This window comes from Pseudomonas helvetica (assembly GCF_039908645.1).
GTDB lineage: Bacteria > Pseudomonadota > Gammaproteobacteria > Pseudomonadales > Pseudomonadaceae > Aquipseudomonas > Aquipseudomonas helvetica.
Window position 1 is genome coordinate 1,870,610 of the sequence record NZ_CP150917.1, and the last position, 17,336, is coordinate 1,887,945.

General features: G+C 60.3%; 12 protein-coding genes. All 12 read left to right on the forward strand.

Annotation, left to right across the window (positions count from 1 at the left end; translation table 11 throughout):
- Positions 1-9: 9 nt before the first annotated feature.
- The 12 genes from AABM55_RS08455 (at position 10) to pseC (ending at position 17,308) form a co-directional block, all read left to right on the forward strand.
- Positions 10-1,578 carry a flagellar hook-associated protein 3 gene (locus AABM55_RS08455; protein ID WP_347929312.1) on the forward strand — a complete coding sequence of 523 codons (1,569 nt, stop codon included), beginning with the start codon at positions 10-12 and terminating at the stop codon, positions 1,576-1,578.
- A 114-nt stretch (positions 1,579-1,692) separates the two neighbouring features.
- Positions 1,693-5,289: a glycosyltransferase gene (locus tag AABM55_RS08460; protein ID WP_347929313.1), complete on the forward strand. Its 3,597-nt coding sequence runs from the start codon at positions 1,693-1,695 to the stop codon at positions 5,287-5,289.
- Between the two features lie 696 nt (positions 5,290-5,985).
- Complete coding sequence (gene rfbF / locus AABM55_RS08465) at positions 5,986-6,759, forward strand: glucose-1-phosphate cytidylyltransferase (protein ID WP_103315589.1); 774 nt, start codon at positions 5,986-5,988, stop codon at positions 6,757-6,759.
- Positions 6,741-7,823, forward strand: coding sequence for a CDP-glucose 4,6-dehydratase (gene rfbG / locus AABM55_RS08470; protein ID WP_347929314.1), 1,083 nt, complete (start codon positions 6,741-6,743; stop codon positions 7,821-7,823). The genes rfbF and rfbG overlap by 19 nt, the downstream gene beginning before the upstream one ends.
- Positions 7,820-8,380, forward strand: a complete 561-nt coding sequence (locus AABM55_RS08475; RefSeq protein WP_347929315.1) for a dTDP-4-dehydrorhamnose 3,5-epimerase — start codon at positions 7,820-7,822, stop codon at positions 8,378-8,380. The genes rfbG and AABM55_RS08475 overlap by 4 nt, the downstream gene beginning before the upstream one ends.
- A complete protein-coding gene (locus AABM55_RS08480) occupies positions 8,377-9,603 on the forward strand; it encodes a class I SAM-dependent methyltransferase (RefSeq protein WP_347929316.1) in 1,227 nt (408 codons plus the stop codon). The genes AABM55_RS08475 and AABM55_RS08480 overlap by 4 nt, the downstream gene beginning before the upstream one ends.
- Positions 9,600-10,721, forward strand: a complete 1,122-nt coding sequence (locus AABM55_RS08485) for a DegT/DnrJ/EryC1/StrS family aminotransferase (protein ID WP_347929317.1) — start codon at positions 9,600-9,602, stop codon at positions 10,719-10,721. Before AABM55_RS08480 ends, AABM55_RS08485 begins: the two co-directional genes overlap by 4 nt.
- Positions 10,718-11,383: an acetyltransferase gene (locus AABM55_RS08490; RefSeq protein WP_347929318.1), complete on the forward strand. Its 666-nt coding sequence runs from the start codon at positions 10,718-10,720 to the stop codon at positions 11,381-11,383. The genes AABM55_RS08485 and AABM55_RS08490 overlap by 4 nt, the downstream gene beginning before the upstream one ends.
- A 25-nt stretch (positions 11,384-11,408) precedes the next feature.
- On the forward strand, positions 11,409-12,137 hold the full coding sequence (locus AABM55_RS08495; protein WP_347929319.1) for a cephalosporin hydroxylase family protein: 729 nt from the start codon (positions 11,409-11,411) through the stop codon (positions 12,135-12,137).
- A 55-nt stretch (positions 12,138-12,192) separates the two neighbouring features.
- Positions 12,193-15,123, forward strand: coding sequence for a TIGR00180 family glycosyltransferase (locus AABM55_RS08500; protein WP_347929320.1), 2,931 nt, complete (start codon positions 12,193-12,195; stop codon positions 15,121-15,123).
- A gap of 29 nt (positions 15,124-15,152) precedes the next feature.
- Positions 15,153-16,154: a UDP-N-acetylglucosamine 4,6-dehydratase (inverting) gene (gene pseB, locus AABM55_RS08505; RefSeq protein ID WP_347929321.1), complete on the forward strand. Its 1,002-nt coding sequence runs from the start codon at positions 15,153-15,155 to the stop codon at positions 16,152-16,154.
- Positions 16,151-17,308, forward strand: a complete 1,158-nt coding sequence (gene pseC, locus AABM55_RS08510) for a UDP-4-amino-4,6-dideoxy-N-acetyl-beta-L-altrosamine transaminase (protein ID WP_347929322.1) — start codon at positions 16,151-16,153, stop codon at positions 17,306-17,308. Before pseB ends, pseC begins: the two co-directional genes overlap by 4 nt.
- The last annotated feature ends 28 nt before the right edge of the window (positions 17,309-17,336 follow it).

The window sequence follows — 17,336 nt, forward strand, 5'->3', positions numbered from 1 at the left end:
TCGTAATTCATGCGCATTTCTACCGCCCAGTATTACGAAACGACCGCTGCCAACTATCAGCGTAATTACAACAATGCAATCAAGACCAGTGCCGAAGCGAGCAGCCTGACCAAGGTCAATACCGCCGCCGATGATCCGATTGGTGCTGCGCGCTTGCTTCAGCTCGGCCAGCAGAGCGCAATGCTCGATCAGTACGCCGGCAACATCAGCAGTCTCAAGGGCGCATACAGTCAGTCCGAAACCGCGTTGAGCGCGATTGGCACCGCCTTGCAGCGGGCCAAGGAACTCGCGCTGGGCGCCAGCAACGGCACGCAGACCGATGCGGACCGTAAGGCTGCGGCCCAGGAGCTGGGGCAGATCCAGAGCCAGGTGTTGGGCCTCATGAACAGTCAGGATGCCAACGGTAACTACCTGTTCGCCGGCTCCAAAACCAGTACGCCTCCGTACACGGCAAACTCCGATGGCACCTACAGCTACAACGGTGACCAGTCCGACGTGAACCTGGCCATCGGCGACTCCATGTCGGTTGCCAGCAACATCACTGGTTGGGATGCCTTCCAGAAGGCGAGCAACACCAGCCGCTCTCTGACCACCATGACCGCACCTGCGGTGGATGACGGTCGGGTGACGCTGTCCAGCGGCCAGATCAGCAACACCGGAACGTTCGATTCCAAGTTCACCGCCGGTCAACCTTACACCGTGAATTTTGTCAGCAGCACCCAGCTGCAGATCACTGATGCGCTGGGTAACGATGTCACTGCCGAGGCCAGCCAGAACGGTGTGATCAGCAATAAGGACGCCTCTAACCAGACGGTCAGCTTCCGCGGTGTGGACCTGACGCTGAACATCAATCTGAAGCCTGGTGATACCGTTCCAGACACAGTGATCGCCGGCCACAGCTTCCAGTTGGCGGTCAAGCCCGACACCATCAGCGCTTCGCGTAGCCCGGGTAACCCGTCCACGGCAGTGATTTCCGGTGCAACCACGAGCAACCCGACTGCCTATAACAGCACCTTCCCGACTGGCGGCGCGATTCTCAAGTTCACCAGTGCCACGGCTTACGATCTTTATGCATCGCCGATCACGGCGACCAGCAAGCCCGTGTCTTCGGGCACCATGGCCGGTTCTACGGCGACAACTGCAGGGGTTACGTTTACGCTCGGCGGTACTCCGGCAGCCGGCGATCAGTTTGTTGTTCAGTCTAACAACCACCAGACCCAGAACGTTCTGGACACTTTGGGGCAGTTGCAGGCTGCGTTGAATACCCCGGCGGATAACAATCCGGTCGCCTTGCAAAAAATGCAGGCGGCCGTCGCGTCGGGCTTGGGCAACCTGGACACCGCTTCGGCGCAGGTGGGCTCGGCAATCACTGCGGTGGGCGTGCGCGGTCAGGCCCTGGATGATCAGACGACAACCAACCAGAGTCTCGTCCTGGCCAACACCACCAGCCAGTCGGCTATCCGCGACTCTGATCCGGCCGAAGTCATGACCCGTCTGACGTTGCAGCAAACCATGTTGCAGGCCGCGCAACTGGCGTTCAGCAAAATCAGTCAGCTGGGTCTGTTCAACAAGATCTAAGGGGGCCTGGCGCGAAAGCGCCCGGTCGTAAACCGCCGAATACCAATCGCCTTTTTTCAGCGGTTTCAGGGGCTCACCCGACCGGGTGAGCGTCCGCCGCTTGAGAGCCCCGCCGTGAATCCAGTCCCGTTAGTCAGCCTCGTCATTCCCGCCTTCAATCCACGCTTCTTTGCTCAGGCTCTGCGCAGTGCCCTGGTCCAGCATTACGCCAACCTCGAAATCATTGTGTGCGACGACAGTCGCGGCGATGAGATCCGGCAGGTTGTCGAGTCGCTGACGGGCGATGCAGCAGAGCGCGTGCGGTATGTGCGAAACCCGCAGACGCTGGGGTTTGTCGGCAATCTGCAGGCGTGCCTGGGCGAGGCAAAGGGCGAGTACATCAAGTTTCTCTGTGATGACGATCAGCTGTCGCCTGCGTGTATCGAGCGCCAGGCGCAGGTCCTGACCGAGCAGGCGGACATCAATCTGGTGCTGGCCCAGCGCGTGTTCTGGGATGCGGATGATCACCCGCTGCCATCACGTCTGGAGAACAGCACACTGTCGCCGGAGTGCGGGATATTCAAGGGCGATGACCTGCTGGCGATTTTCGAGAGCTTCCCGGTCAACTTCCTCGGTGGTTTCAGCAGTGCGCTGTTCCGCCGCAAGGATGTGCAGGAACTGATGCCGGCCTTGACTCAACCTGGCCATTGCTTTGTCGCGTCGCTCGATCTGGCCTTGTACATCTGCCTGATGCGCCGGGGCAACATGGCTCAGCTCAACTACGTGTTGAGCGTCGAGCGCTTGCATCCGGAGCGTTTGATTCGTCAGCAGCCGATGAAAGATGCGGCGGAGCTGGAAAAGCACTGGCTGGTGCAAATGCTCAAGGTTCGTGGTGGCGAGGATGCACCGGCGGGAGGCTGGGTTCGTTTCCTGCCACTGAGTCGTGCCGAAGAGGCGCCGCGAATCTGGGAGGAGTTGCCCCTGAGTCGGACGCTGGGGAATCGCCAGGCCAGCCAGGAATATCGGGTGGGTATCGCCAGCGAGAGTTTTTCCCAGCTGTACACGCAATGGCTGGCGTGTCGCACACTCAGTGAGACTCAGCGACATCTGTTGCCGGAAACCGTCGCCGGTTGGTCGCGGCAACCGAAAATCGTCCCGATCATCATCGATGATCAGTCCAGTCGTGCCAACCTGGATCTCACCCTTAAAAGCCTTGCCGGACAGCTCTATGCGCCAGAGCTGATCCTGGTGTTGTCCAGCGCCTGTACCGAAGCGCAGCTCGAAGAGCGGGTGTTCAACCTGCCGTTGCAGGAGGATTGGTGCGCGCAGCTCAACGCATTGCTGGCGCAGCTCGACGGGGTTGACTGGTTCTATGTGCTGCGTGCCGGCGATCGTCTGGTGGAGCCGGCGCTGTTGCTGCTGGCCGAGCGCGTCAGTGCGTCACCGAGCGCATTGTGTGTGTATGGCGACGAAGGCGGATTGCGCGACGGTGAGTCGGCAGACCCGGTCTTCAAGCCGGATTTCAACCTGGACCTGATGCGCAGTTATCCCTATGTCGGGCGATCCCTGGCGTTCCAGCGTGAGCGATTCCTGGCGCTGGGTGGATTCAATTCAAGCTATGGCGAGCTGGCGCCTCACGATGTGCTGTGGCGCATGGTCGAGGACAGTGGCGTGGAGGTCGTCGAACATATTGCCGAGGTGATGCTGGAGTCGACACTCGGCCTGGCACAGTGGCTGGCGCTGCCCGACGTCATTGAACTCAATCCGCAAGTGTTGGAGGCACATCTTCAGCGATTGAATATTGCCCATGAGATTCGCCAGGGCAGTTTTACCTTGCTCAATCGTGTCGATTACCTGCACGCCGAGCGGCCGCTGGTGTCGATCATCATTGTCTGCAAGGACCAGTTGTCAGTGCTGCAACGGTGTGTCGAAAGCCTGTTGGAGAAAACCGCCTACAGCGAGTACGAGTTGCTGCTGGTCGACAACGGCAGTGAGTCTGCGCAGACGCTTGAGTGGCTGAGTGCCATGGCCCAGTTGGGCAGCGACCGGTTGAGGGTGCTGACGTATCCGCCGCAGGGGAATCTCGCGGCGACGCGCAACTTTGCGGCGCAGCAGGCTCGCGGTGAATACCTGCTGATGCTCGACCCGTATGTGGTGGTCACTCGTGCGGACTGGCTGGGTGAGTTGCTCAATCATGCGCAGCGTCCAGAAGTCGGTGTCGTCGGGGCCAAGCTGTTCAATCCTGACGGTTGCGTGCTGCATGCCGGGCTGATTCTCGGGCTGCAAGGGCCGGCCGCTTCACCGTTTTACGCCGACTCGCTTAACGCGGCGGGCTACATGCACCGCTTGCAGGTGGTTCAGGACCTAAGCGCTGTCGGTGCTGATTGCCTGATGGTGCGCAAGGCAATATTCGAGAGTGTCGGTGGGCTGCAGGCGCAGGATTTTGCCTTGACCCTCAACGAGGTGGACCTGTGTTTGCGGGTCCGTCAGAACGGCTATCTGGTGGTGTGGACGCCGTACGCCCAGTTGGCCCTCGGGACACAGCCTGCTGTCGTCCCGGACAAAGCCGAGTTGGCGCAACGCACGCAAGAGCAGGAAACCTTCTACCGGCGCTGGTTGCCCATTGTTGCTCGCGACCCGGCGTACAACCCGAACCTGATGCTCAATACGCCAGGGGGTTCCAGTTACAGCCTGGAGCCAGGCTTGCGCACCGGCTGGAGCCCGTTTTCCGTTCGCCAGTTACCGAACATCATGGCGCTGCCGGTCAACTCCTCGGCAGTCGGTCACTATCGGGCGATCCAGCCGCTGGTTGAACTGCAGAAGGCGGGTCGGGCGACCGGGCGGATCTACTACGATCTGCCGTCGATCATCGAGATCGAGCGTGAGGCGCCGGACGTCATCATCCTGCAAGGGCGCTACAGTGAAGGGCCGGTCAACGAGATCGCCGCCTTCAAGCCCTACACCAACGCCCGACTGATTTTCGAGCTGGATGACTATGTCATCAAGGCGCCGAAGAAGAACGCACACATTCGCAATATGCCGGACCACGTCGAGATGGAGCGTCTGGTCCGTCGTGGTATCGGCCTGTGCGATCGGGTGGTGGTGTCGACCCAGCCACTGGCCGATGCGTTGTCGTCGATGCATCACGACATTCGGGTTGTGCCGAACATGCTCGCCACTCATCTTTGGGATGGCCTGCGCAGCCAGCGCCGCACCTCGAAAAAGCCACGGGTAGGCTGGGGGGGCGGTACCAGTCACTCGGGCGACCTGGCGATCATCGCTGACGTCGTTCGCGAGCTGGCCAACGAGGTGGATTGGGTGTTCTTCGGCATGTGTCCCGAAGAATTGCTGCCTTACATGCATGAGTTCCATGGCGTGATCGACCTCAGTGTCTACCCGGCGAAACTGGCTAGCCTGAACCTCGACCTGGCGCTGGCGCCGCTGGAGTTTCATATTTTCAACGACTGCAAGAGCAACCTGCGCCTGTTGGAGTACGGTGCTTGCGGCTACCCGGTGGTGTGTACGGATACCGAGGCCTATCGGGGTTATCTGCCGTGCACTCGGGTTGTCAGCAACAGCACCGAGGAATGGTTGCAGGCCATTCGCATGCACCTGGCGGACCCGGATGCCAGCTACCGAATGGGCGATGAACTGCGCGAAGCGGTGCTGCGCGACTACATGCTGCGCGGGGATAACGTGCGGTACTGGGAAAATGGCTGGTTGGCCGACTGATACGCCCTGCCTTCGGAGCTGCCGAAGGCTGCGATCTTTTGACCTTGGCAGCCGACCCATCTCTCGCAGATGTACACAGTCCAGCTGTGGGAGCCGGGCTTGCCCGCGATGGCGGCCTGGCAGCCGACCAATCTCTTGCAGGTGTACATATCCATTCCTGCGGTAACGGCCACTTACGGTTTCGCTCTTACAGCGACTCCCTTTGGCAGACGCCCCAAAGGAAGCAAAGGTCTTCGCCCCAAGCGTACGGCTCCTCGCCTAGGCTCGGCGTCCCCTCACTCCGGTGTCCATCAGGGGGCATCGCCTACGGTCTGCTTCGCGACGACCTCCTCTCGATGTGTTCGACTGCGTCGAACGGCGCTGCGCGCCCACCCCCTGATGAACACCTCCACTCGGCCTCCCGAAGGGGCGGGTGGATCAAGATCAAAAGCTGCAGGCGAGCTAACGCTCGGCCTGTTGAGTGGTGAAGGCGAGCCGCTTCATTGCGGGTGGTTGATATCTGCAGCCTGCGTCAGCTCCAGTTCCTGTGTCAGCGCTAGCTGGCGCGTTTCCTGCAAGTCCCCCTCAAAATCGCCATAAATCGAGCATGTGCGGTGCAGCCAGAGAGTGATGGGTGCAGCCTCATACGATTTATCCAGACGGTCGCAAAGCCTTGCAGGGCTTGGGCTGGCGCTGTGACGAACAAGAGGGGACAAGATGAAGGCAGTTATTCTGGCGGGTGGCCTGGGCACGCGGATCAGCGAAGAGTCGCACCTCAAGCCCAAGCCGATGATCGAGATCGGCGGCAAGCCAATTCTCTGGCACATCATGAAGCAGTATTCCGCACACGGAATTCACGACTTCGTGATTTGCCTGGGCTACAAGGGCTACGCGATCAAGGACTTCTTCGCCAACTACTTCCTGCACACCTCTGACGTCACCTTCGACATGTCGAACAACCGCATGGACGTTCACCAGAACTACAGCGAGCCTTGGCGTGTCACCTTGATCGACACCGGCGAAGAAACCATGACCGGTGGCCGTTTGCGTCGTGCCAGCCGCTATCTGGAAGATCAGGAAGCGTTCTGCTTCACCTATGGCGACGGTGTTTCGGACCTCAATATTGGTGCCCTGGTGGATTTTCACTTGAGCAGCGGCAAGCTGGCGACGGTTACGGCGGTACAGCCACCAGGACGTTACGGCGCGCTGGAGCGCGACGGTGATCTGGTGCGCGGTTTCACCGAGAAGCCTCGCGGTGATGGCGGCTGGATCAACGGTGGCTTCTTTGTCTTGTCGCCCAAAGTGCTGTCGCTGATCAAAGCCGACGAGACGGTCTGGGAATCCGAACCGCTGATGACCTTGGCGGCCGAGGGGCAACTGAACGCTTTCCAGCACGATGGTTTCTGGCACCCGATGGACACCCTGCGTGACAAGAATCATCTGGAGCACCTGTGGCAGAGCGGGGAGGCCCCATGGAAGCAGTGGGACTGAGTTCGCAATTCTGGCGCGGCAAGCGGGTACTGGTCACCGGTCACACCGGTTTCAAAGGCAGTTGGTTGACGCTTTGGCTGCAAAGCCTGGGGGCTGAGGTCACAGGCTTTGCCCTGGACCCGTCCACCGAACCGAGTCTGTTCGAACTGGCGCGCGTTGCTGAAGGCATCAACGATCAGCGCGGTGACTTGCGTGACCTGGCGGCCTTACTGGAACTGATCGCCGAGGCTCAGCCAGAAATCGTCCTGCATCTGGCAGCGCAACCATTGGTGCGCGAAGGCTACCGTGACCCGCTCGGGACTTACTCAAGCAACGTCATGGGAACGCTCAATCTGCTGGAAGCGATTCGTCAGATCGGCGGGGTGCGCGCGTGCGTGCTGGTGACCACAGACAAGGTCTACGCCAATCAGGAATGGCTGTGGCCCTATCGCGAGAACGAAGCCCTTGGCGGCCATGATCCTTACAGCAGCAGCAAGGCCTGTTGCGAGTTGTTGGCGCAGTCTTACGCAGCTTCGTTTTTCCCTGCCGAGCGGCATGCCGAGCACGGTCTGGCACTGGCCACTGCGCGTGCCGGGAATGTGCTCGGTGGCGGCGATTTCGCCCCGGAACGTCTGATCCCCGATGTGCTCAAGGCGTGGTCGGCGAATGAACCGGTGACCCTGCGTTATCCACAGGCCGTTCGCCCTTGGCAGCACGCGCTGGAACCGCTGGCCGGTTACCTGCAACTGGCGGCGGGTCTGTATGAGCAGGGTCCGAAATTCGCCGGTGCGTGGAACTTCGGGCCGAGTGAAAGCGATATGTGCAGCGTCGGTGAGGTGGTCGAACTGCTCTCCAGGCGTTGGCCGCACGCGCGAGGTTTGCGTGTCGAACCGAGCGAGTTGCATGAGGCCGGCCTGTTACGCCTGGACAGCAGTCGCGCCCGTCAGTTGTTGGCATGGCAGCCGCGCTGGTCGCTGCAAGACTGTCTGACGCACACTCTGGATTGGCACCTGGCCTGGGAAAATGGCGATGACATGCGTGCCATCACGCTGCACCAGCTGAACCTGTATCGGGGGCCGCTGTGAGTGAGTTTTGCATCAGTGCGTTACCTCTCCAGGGCTTGTTCAGTGTTCAGCACAAACGTCATGAAGATCAGCGCGGGCACTTCGCCCGGTTGTTCTGCGAGAGCAGCCTGAACGCCTTTGGCGAGTCGTTCCATATTCGTCAGATCAACCAGTCCTGCACCCGTGAGCGCGGCAGCGTGCGCGGTTTGCATTATCAGAATGCCCAGGCCCCGGAAGCCAAGCTGATCACCTGCCTGCGCGGTGAAGTCTGGGATGTTGCGGTCGACCTGCGACCGGACTCGGCGACCTTTTTGCAATGGCACGCCGAGCACCTGCGCGCCGGTGATGGTCGCAGCCTGTTGATTCCAGCAGGTTTCGCCCATGGCTTTCAGACCTTGAGCGACGATGCCGAGCTGCTCTATTTGCACAGCGCCGATTATGCGCCGGATCACGAGGGCGGCCTGTCGGTGCTCGATCCGCGTCTGGCGATTGCCTGGCCCGAGCCTGTCAAAAATCTGTCGACCCGGGATGCCGCCCATCCCTGGCTGGATGACCAATTCCCTGGAGTGCGTCTATGAATTGCCGAGGTTGCGGCACCCCGTTGGCGTTGCCATTGATCGATCTGGGCACCTCGCCGCCGTCCAACGCGTACCTGCGGGCGGAGCAGTTGGAGCAGGCCGAGCAATGGATCCCGTTGAAGGTCGCGGTCTGCCAGGAGTGCTGGCTGGTGCAGACCGAGGACTACACCCGCGCTGACAGTCTGTTCGATGCCGACTATGCGTATTTCAGTTCGTTTTCCAGCACCTGGCTGGCCCATGCCGATCGGTATGTGGCCGAGATGGTCGAGCGTTTCGGGCTGACCGCCGACAGCCGTGTGGTGGAAATTGCCGCCAACGATGGCTACTTGCTGCAGTACGTTGCACAACGCGGTATCCGTTGCCTCGGCGTCGAGCCGACCCGCAGCACAGCACAGGCCGCGCGGGAAAAAGGCCTGGACATACGCGAGCTGTTCTTCGGTCGCGACAGCGCCTCGCAGTTGCTGAGCGAAGGCTGGGGCGCGGACCTGATGGCCGCCAACAATGTGCTGGCGCATGTGCCGGACATCAATGATTTTCTCGGCGGTTTCGCGACGCTGCTCAAGCCCACGGGCGTGGCGACGTTCGAGTTTCCGCAGTTGCTGACGCTGATGGCCGGGCAGCAGTTCGACACCCTTTACCACGAGCACTATTCCTATCTGTCGCTGACCGCCGTGCAACGTTTGTGCGAGCGCAATGGCCTGGAAGTTTTCGATGTCAGTGAGTTGCCGACCCATGGCGGCTCACTGCGGGTGTTCGTGCAGCGTGCCGAGGGTGTGCGCCGTGAAGTAACGCCTGCCGTGCAACAACAGTTGCAGGTCGAGCAGGCGGCCGGAGTCAAAACCGCTGCTTACTACACGACCCTGGCCCCGGCCGCGGAACAGATCAAACACGCACTGCTGCGTTTCCTCTTACAGGCCAAGGCCGAGGGCAAACGCGTAGTCGGTTATGGCGCCGCCGCCAAAGGCAATACCTTGCTCAACTATGCCGGGGTCAAGCCAGACCTGCTGGCCTGGGTCGCGGATGCGAGTCCGCACAAGCAAGGAAAGTTCTTGCCGGGCAGTCGCATTCCGGTGGTGTCTCCCGAGCGGATTGAAATCGAGAAACCGGACTATGTCCTGGTGCTGCCATGGAACCTGCTGGACGAGATCACCCAGCAATACGCAGTTGTCCGCAGTTGGGGCGGGCGTTTTGTCGTTGCCATTCCGGAGTTGAGCTTCAGATGAGCCGAATTCACTACACCAAGCCCAGTGTGGGCGAGCTGGAAGCCAAGTACGTGCTGGATGCTGTGCAGCATGGCTGGGGCGAGCGTTGCTACGAATACATCACACGTTTCGAGAAGTCCTTCGCGCAGCACATGGGCGTGCCCTATGCCATCGCGACCTCCAGCTGTACCGGCGCCTTGCACATGGGCATGGCCGCATTGGGAATCGGTCCGGGCGATGAAGTGATTCTGGCCAACACCAACTGGATCGCCTCGGCGGCCCCTATCGATTACCTGGGCGCGACGCCGGTTTTTGTCGACGTGTTGCCGGACAGCTGGTGCCTGGACCCGGAGCAGGTTCGGCAAGCCATTACGCCACGGACCAAAGCCATCGTGGCGGTGCATTTGTACGGCAACCTGTGCGATCTGGACACGCTGCTTGCGATCGGCCGCGAGAACGGGATTGCGGTCATCGAAGACGCCGCCGAAGCCATCGGCTCGCAATGGCGTGGTAAAGCCGCGGGTTCGTTGGGGGCCTTCGGCGCCTTCTCCTTTCATGGCACCAAGACCATGACCACCGGGGAAGGCGGGATTTTCGTGACCTCGGACAAGGCGCTGTATGACCGAGTGCTGACACTCTCCAACCACGGTCGGGTCAGTGGCAGCACGCGGCAGTTTTGGCCGGATTTCATTGGTTTCAAATACAAGATGAGCAATCTGCAGGCCGCCATCGGTTGTGCCCAGATCGAACGTGTCGATGAGCTGATTGCCCGCAAACGCGCGATCTTCGATCGGTATGCCCAGGGGCTGCTGGATATCCCGTTGCTGTCCATGAACCCGCAACCTGAGCATTCCAGGAACGGTTACTGGATGCCCACCGTGGTGTTCCATGAAAGCACCGGTATTACCCGAGAGTTGTTGATCGAAGCCTTTCAAGCAGCGGATATCGATGCCCGGGTATTTTTCTGGCCATTGTCGGCGCTGCCGATGTTTGCCGATAAGCCGGTGCACACGCCGATGGCTGTCTCGCTGTCGGAACGGGCGATCAATCTGCCGAGCTACCACGACATGACCGACGCTGATCAACAGCGGGTGATCGAGGTGATTCGCACGGTCTGCCAGCAAAGGAATGTGCTGTGAAGGTCTACCTGTTGGGGGCGGCAAACCCTGAAGCCGTGCGGATGATTGGTTCCGTCAAACGAGCCAACCCTGCCATGGAGTTTGCCTTTCTCGACAACGATGCAGTCAAGCACGGCACGCTGTTTCATGGCGTGCCGGTGATCGGTGGGGTAGAGCGTGTGGCCGACTTGAAAGGCCCGGACACGCACTTCGTGAACCTGATCACCCGCGACACCAGAACCCGTTACGAGACGACGCGGCAGATCATCGAGGCCGGCGGAACACTGGGCAACTTCCTGCACCCCGGCATCGATCTGAGCATGACGCGCATGGGCACCGGCAACTATCTCCAGGAAGGCGTGATCATTCAGGCCGAAGTGTCCCTGGGCGATAACAGCAGCATCAGCTACGGCAGCCTGATCGGGCACGAAGGCCGCATCGGGCACAGCGTATTCATGGCGCCCGGAGTAGCCATCGCCGGCTGTGTCGAAGTGGGGGACGGGGCTTTCATCGGCACTAACGCCACCATTCTTCCGCGTTTGCGCATTGGTCGCTGGGCAACGGTCGGCGCCGGCGCCGTGGTCACCCGGAACGTTCCCGACTATGCCGTTGTCGTCGGCAATCCCGCACGAATTATCAAGACTCAGGCCGTCCCTTATCAGGACGGTCGGGTTTTCAACTAACAACACCCCGTATCGGAGCGTTTGCATGAATCCTCATGAGCAGTTTCGCGAAGAAGTAAGCCAGAACATCGAAGGCTTGCAGCAAGACAAAAAACTTCAGTCCGAGTCGCTGGACTGGGTCGGTGTCACGGCCAAGCACAAATACACCTACAACTTCAGCTGGATGGGCCGGCCGATCATTCAGTTTCCCCAGGACATGGTTGCCATGCAGGAAATCATCTGGGACCTGCGCCCGGATGTGATCGTCGAAACGGGCATCGCCCACGGCGGCTCCCTGGTGTTTTACGCCTCGATGCTGGAACTGATCGGCCACGGCGAAGTGCTAGGTGTGGACATCGACATTCGTCAACACAACCGCGATGCCATTGAAGCCCACCCGATGGCGCGCCGGATCAGCATGATCCAGGGTTCGAGCATCGATCCGGCCATCGTTGAAGAAGTGCGTGCACGGGTGGCTGGCAAGAAAGTGCTGGTGGTTCTGGACTCCAACCATACCCACGAACACGTGCTTGAAGAGTTGCGCCTGTACGCACCGTTGGTGTCGGTCGGCAGCTACTGCGTGGTGATGGACACCGTGGTCGAAGACATGCCGGAAGATGCTTTCCCGGATCGTCCGTGGGGCAAGGGTGATAACCCGAAAACTGCGGTCTGGGCCTACCTGGAAGAAAACCGCGATTTTGAAATCGATGCGCGGATTCACAGCAAGCTGCTGATCACCGTGGCGCCGGACGGCTATCTGCGTCGGGTTCGTTAAGCAACGACATCATTGTTGAGTTCATCGGGCGATACGCCGGTTGTGGGGAGAAATTATGCAAGGCAAGTGCGGTTCTGAAAGCGGATTACCATTGAACGAGTTGTTGACGGTGGTACTCATCACCCACAACCGACCGGCCTTTGCGCGCCGGGCGGTGAAGTTCTACAGCACCTTGCCTTGCAGGATTCTGGTGCTGGACTCTTCGAGCCAGGTCACCGATGGCATCGACGGCGTGTACCCCACGGTCGACTATCAGCACCTGCCGCAGTACGGTTACTGGGGCATTCGGGCCAAGCTCGACTACGGCGTGCAGCAAGTCACCACGCCGTACATGGTGTTTGCCGCCGACGATGACTTCATCGTGCATGACGCCCTCGACGCTTCGGTATCGTTCCTGGAAGAAAATCCGGATTACGGCATGTGCCATGGCTATTGCCTGATGTACCTGACCCTGGCCAACAGCGTGAGCTACTACCGCCGGGACAAGAAGGTCTGTGAAGACTACTCGTCCGAACGTGCGCAGGACCGGGTCATCGATTTCATGCACCAGTACATCCCGCCGTTCTATGCGGTTCACCGCACCGAGCTGTTGCGTGACTGGTACGCGCTCATGCCAGAGAACACCATCTTCGAATGGCAGGAAATCGGCCATGCGTACTACATGCTGGCAATGGCCAAGGCGCGAATTCTGCCGATCCCGTATGTGGTGCGAGAGGTCAATTACATTGAGTCGGAGCACAACACCGAGATCTACAGCACCCTGACCCTTGCCGATGCCAAGTCGGTAGCGGACCGTGAAGCGTTCGCCCAATTGCTGGCGACGTTGCCGAGTAGCCGCACCGGTCTTGACGCGGAGCAGGCCAGGCAACTGGCACTGGACAGTTTCGAGGCGCTGGCCGACAGCTTGCGCAACCGTCGGGCGTTGACTGCCGAGCCGATTTTCGAATCGCGCTGGAACAATGTGCAGAAGGGGCCAGATCGCCAATTCGGGCTTTTGCAATATGTCGAAATGCCTTTCTACAATCAAAAGTTCTTCGACCTGTTGAGCCAGTTCGAATTTCTGCTTCACGCCATGCCGGCCGGCCGCGTTCAGCTTCAGGGGCTCGAAGGTATCTGGACGATGCAGGCTGACATGATGCGGCCCCGCAACAACGACACCCCTGAAAGCGTTATCGAGCGACTGGGGCACGCGTACGGCAGCAACCCGTTCAACCGTCAGGTGGTCAAGCGCCTGGCGCAGCAGTTGGAGCTTCTGGGCGAAGCGGACGACGCGCGGGACATGTTTGCCTGGGCCGAGCGCCTGGACGCGGTGACGACCCAGGGCAACGACGAGGTGTTCGGTGCCATGCGCTCCGGTCGCCTGCTCAAGTGGCTGGCGGCGCGCGCCCCGGACGCTGACGAAGTCGCTGCGACGTCACGTTATCTGGCCGCCCACAACGGCGGTCCACAGTTTGGCATTCTGGTGCTGGACCTCGACAACGACGCGGCCAAGCTGCAGATCACCCTCGACAGTTTGCTGGAAGGCCACAACCATGCCTTCAAGATCGTGGTGTTCACCACCGGTGAGCCGCTGGCGGCAACGACGGTGCACAACACGCTGCATTTCGTTCGCGTAACCCCGGCCAACCATGTCGACAAGCTCAATCAGATCGCGCGTCAATCGCCGTGCGACTGGCTGCTGCTGACCGAGGCGGGGGACGAGTTCACTGCTGGTGGTTTGTTGCGCGCAGGTCTGGAACTGCACGCCGCGCCTGACTGTCGAGCAGTGGCGGCGGACGAGATTCAGCGTGACACCAATGGCGCGCTGATCGATGTGTTCCGCCCAGGCTTCAACCTCGATTTGCTGCAAAGCCTGCCAGCGCTGATGGCGCGGCATTGGCTGATCCGCAAGGATGTGTTGTTGGAAGCAGGCGGTTACCAGGCCGACTTCAGCAAGGCACTGGAGTTCGACCTGCTACTGCGCATCATCGAGCAGGGCGGCCTGGCCTGGCTGGCTCATCTGGACGAACCGTTGCTGATCGCCCGGGCGCCGGTGCTGGAAGACAACGCCCACGAGCGCCAGGCGTTGATCCGTCACCTTGCGACCCGTGGCTACAAGGCGCAAATCAGCTCCGCCGAGCCTGGTACTTATCAAATCGATTACCGTCATGCCGAGCGTCCGCTGGTGTCGATCATCGTGGCCAGCCAGGACAACCTGGCGCAGCTGCAACGTTGCCTGACCGGCATTGTGCAACGAACCCGCTACACCCGTTACGAAGTGCTGATCGCCGATAACGCGAGCCAGTCACCGGACATCCTTCGATGGCTGGACGGCCTCGGGCAGCCGGGCGACAAGATTCAAGTCCTGCGGGCGCACGAGCGTCTCAGCCTGTCGGCGTTGTACAACGAGGCCAGTCAGCAGGTCCAGGGTGAATACCTGGTGCTACTGGCGGCGGACAGTGAAGTGGTCAACCCGAACTGGCTCGAATCCCTGCTCAACCAGGCCCAGCGCCCGGAAGTCGGGGTGGTTGGCACCAAGCTGCTGGATCACGACGGCAAGGTGACTCAGGCCGGGCTGATTCTGGGCATGAACGATGGCGTCGGTTCGGCTTTCGTTGGCGAGTCCAAGGATGCCAAAGGCTATATGAACCGTCTGGTGCTGGAGCAGAACTATTCGGCCGTTTCGGCTGTATGCCTGATGATCCGCAAAGCGCTGTTCGACGAGGTTGGCGGGCTGGACGAACAGGCGTTTGCCAATGCCTACGGCGATGTCGACCTGTGCCTCAAGGCAGGTCAGGCCGGCTATCTGGTGGTATGGACACCGCAAGTGCAGGTTATCCATCCTGGCACCTTGCCCGATGCACCGCAGGCGCTTGCGGCCTTGCGTGAAAAATGGGCCGGGCCGTTCCAGCACGATCTGGCGTACAACAAGAACCTCGCCCTGACCGGCAAGGGTTTCACTCTTGGCAATCCGACCAGCGTGGATTGGGCGCGGTTGCTGGTTTAAGTCTGGCGCACAGGTAAAAGGATCGCGGCATGTTCAACGGTAAATCGATTTTCATCTCCGGCGGCACCGGTTCGTTCGGGCGCATGTTCATCCGGCGTTTGCTCGAGCAGTACCAGCCCAAACGGGTGGTGGTGTTCTCGCGCGACGAACTCAAGCAGTACGAGATGCAGCAAACCTTCAATGCACCGTGCATGCGTTACTTTTTGGGCGATGTGCGCGATGCCGAGCGTTTGCGTCAGGCGATGCGCGGGATCGATTACGTGGTGCATGCCGCTGCCCTGAAACAGGTGCCTGCGGCGGAATACAACCCCACTGAATGCATTCGTACCAACGTCAATGGCGCAGAAAATATCATCGCTGCTGCCATCGATAACGGTGTGAAGAAAGTCGTTGCACTGTCCACCGACAAGGCGGCCAGCCCGATCAACCTGTACGGTGCGACCAAGCTGCTCTCGGACAAGTTGTTCGTGGCGGCGAACAACATCGCCGGTGATCAGCAAACCCGGTTTGCGGTGGTGCGCTACGGCAATGTGGCCGGGTCACGCGGCTCGGTGGTGCCGTTCTTCAGCAAACTGATCGCCGAGGACGCGAAAGAACTGCCGATTACCGACGAGCGCATGACCCGCTTCTGGATCACTCTCGATCACGGTGTGCAGTTCGTGCTCGACAGCTTCGCGCGGATGCATGGCGGGGAGGTTTTCGTGCCGAAGATTCCGTCGATCCGCATTGTCGACCTGGCACGCGGCATGGCTGAGCATATGCCGCACAAAGTCGTCGGGATTCGTCCGGGTGAAAAGCTCCATGAATTGATGGTGCCGCTGGATGACGCACGGATGACCCTGGAATTCGAGGACCACTACACCATCGAACCGTCGATTCGTTTTACTCACGTCGACATTGATTTTTCGCTGGACGGCGTGGGTGAGCAGGGACGGCGCGTGAGCGAAGACTTCGAGTACCGCTCCGACACCAACTCGCATTTCCTCTCGGTCGGACAGATCGCCGAGTTACACGCTGGGTTATCGGCATGATTCCTTACGGTCGGCAAAGCCTGGATCAGGCGGACATCGACGCCGTGGTTGCCGTGTTGCAGTCTGACTGGCTGACTCAAGGGCCGACCATCGAGCGTTTCGAACAGGCCATGGCCCAGCGCTGCCAGGCGGATTATGCGGTGGCGGTGTGTAATGCCACAGCGGCCTTGCACATTGCTTGTCTGGCGGCGGGGCTCGGGCCAGGCGATCGCTTGTGGACCACGCCGAATACCTTTTTGGCCTCGGCCAATTGCGGTCGTTATTGCGGCGCCGAGGTGGACTTTGTCGATATTGACCCGCTGACCTGGAACCTCGATGCCTACGCCCTGAAAGCGAAGCTGGAAACGGCAGAGGACAACGGCACGCTGCCTAAAGTGCTGGTAGCGGTGGCGTTCTCCGGGCAGAGCTGCGACCTGCGCATGATCGCCGAACTGGCCGAGCGCTATGGCTTCACAGTGATTGAGGATGCGTCCCACGCGGTGGGTGCGTCTTATGCCGGGCGTCCGGTGGGGTGTGGTGAGTTCGCGGCGATGACGGTGTTCAGCTTCCATCCGGTGAAAATCATTACCAGTGCCGAAGGTGGCATGGTCCTGACCAATCGCCGGGACCTGGCCGAGCGCCTGCAACGCCTGCGCAGCCACGGCATGACTCGCGATCCCGAGCAAATGACCGAAGCCAGTCACGGTCCCTGGTACTACCAGCAGGTGGAACTGGGCTTCAACTACCGCATCACCGACCTGCAAGCGGCCCTCGGGCTGTCGCAGTTGAACAAGCTGGATGACTTCATCGAGCGCCGGCGTGAGTTGGCGGCGCGTTATGACCGTTTGCTGGCGTACCTGCCATTGACCTTGCCCAGCGCTCAGCCCGAGGCCGAGTCGGCATGGCATCTGTATGTGGTGCGTCTGCAACTCGATCGTATCAACCTCAGTCATCGACAGGTGTTTGAAGGCCTGCGAGCGGCCGGGGTAGGGGTGAATCTGCACTATATTCCGGTGCATTTACAGCCGTACTATCGGGACCTGGGTTTCGCCGAAGGTGATTTCCCGCAGGCCGAGCGTTACTACGCGGAGGCCATCAGCCTGCCGCTGTTTCCGTTACTCAGCGACGAACAGCAGGACTACGTGGTCGAGCAATTGCGCCGGCTGACCGAATAATTGCTGCCATGGCGGCGAATGGGAATGT

Coding starts and splice junctions, on each gene's coding strand:
- AABM55_RS08455 (WP_347929312.1), top strand. CDS start 10: ATGCGCATTTCTACCGCCCAGTATTACGAAACGACCGCTGCCAACTAT.
- AABM55_RS08480 (WP_347929316.1), top strand. CDS start 8,377: ATGAATTGCCGAGGTTGCGGCACCCCGTTGGCGTTGCCATTGATCGAT.
- pseC (WP_347929322.1), top strand. CDS start 16,151: ATGATTCCTTACGGTCGGCAAAGCCTGGATCAGGCGGACATCGACGCC.
- rfbF (WP_103315589.1), top strand. CDS start 5,986: ATGAAGGCAGTTATTCTGGCGGGTGGCCTGGGCACGCGGATCAGCGAA.
- AABM55_RS08495 (WP_347929319.1), top strand. CDS start 11,409: ATGAATCCTCATGAGCAGTTTCGCGAAGAAGTAAGCCAGAACATCGAA.
- pseB (WP_347929321.1), top strand. CDS start 15,153: ATGTTCAACGGTAAATCGATTTTCATCTCCGGCGGCACCGGTTCGTTC.
- rfbG (WP_347929314.1), top strand. CDS start 6,741: ATGGAAGCAGTGGGACTGAGTTCGCAATTCTGGCGCGGCAAGCGGGTA.
- AABM55_RS08500 (WP_347929320.1), top strand. CDS start 12,193: ATGCAAGGCAAGTGCGGTTCTGAAAGCGGATTACCATTGAACGAGTTG.
- AABM55_RS08485 (WP_347929317.1), top strand. CDS start 9,600: ATGAGCCGAATTCACTACACCAAGCCCAGTGTGGGCGAGCTGGAAGCC.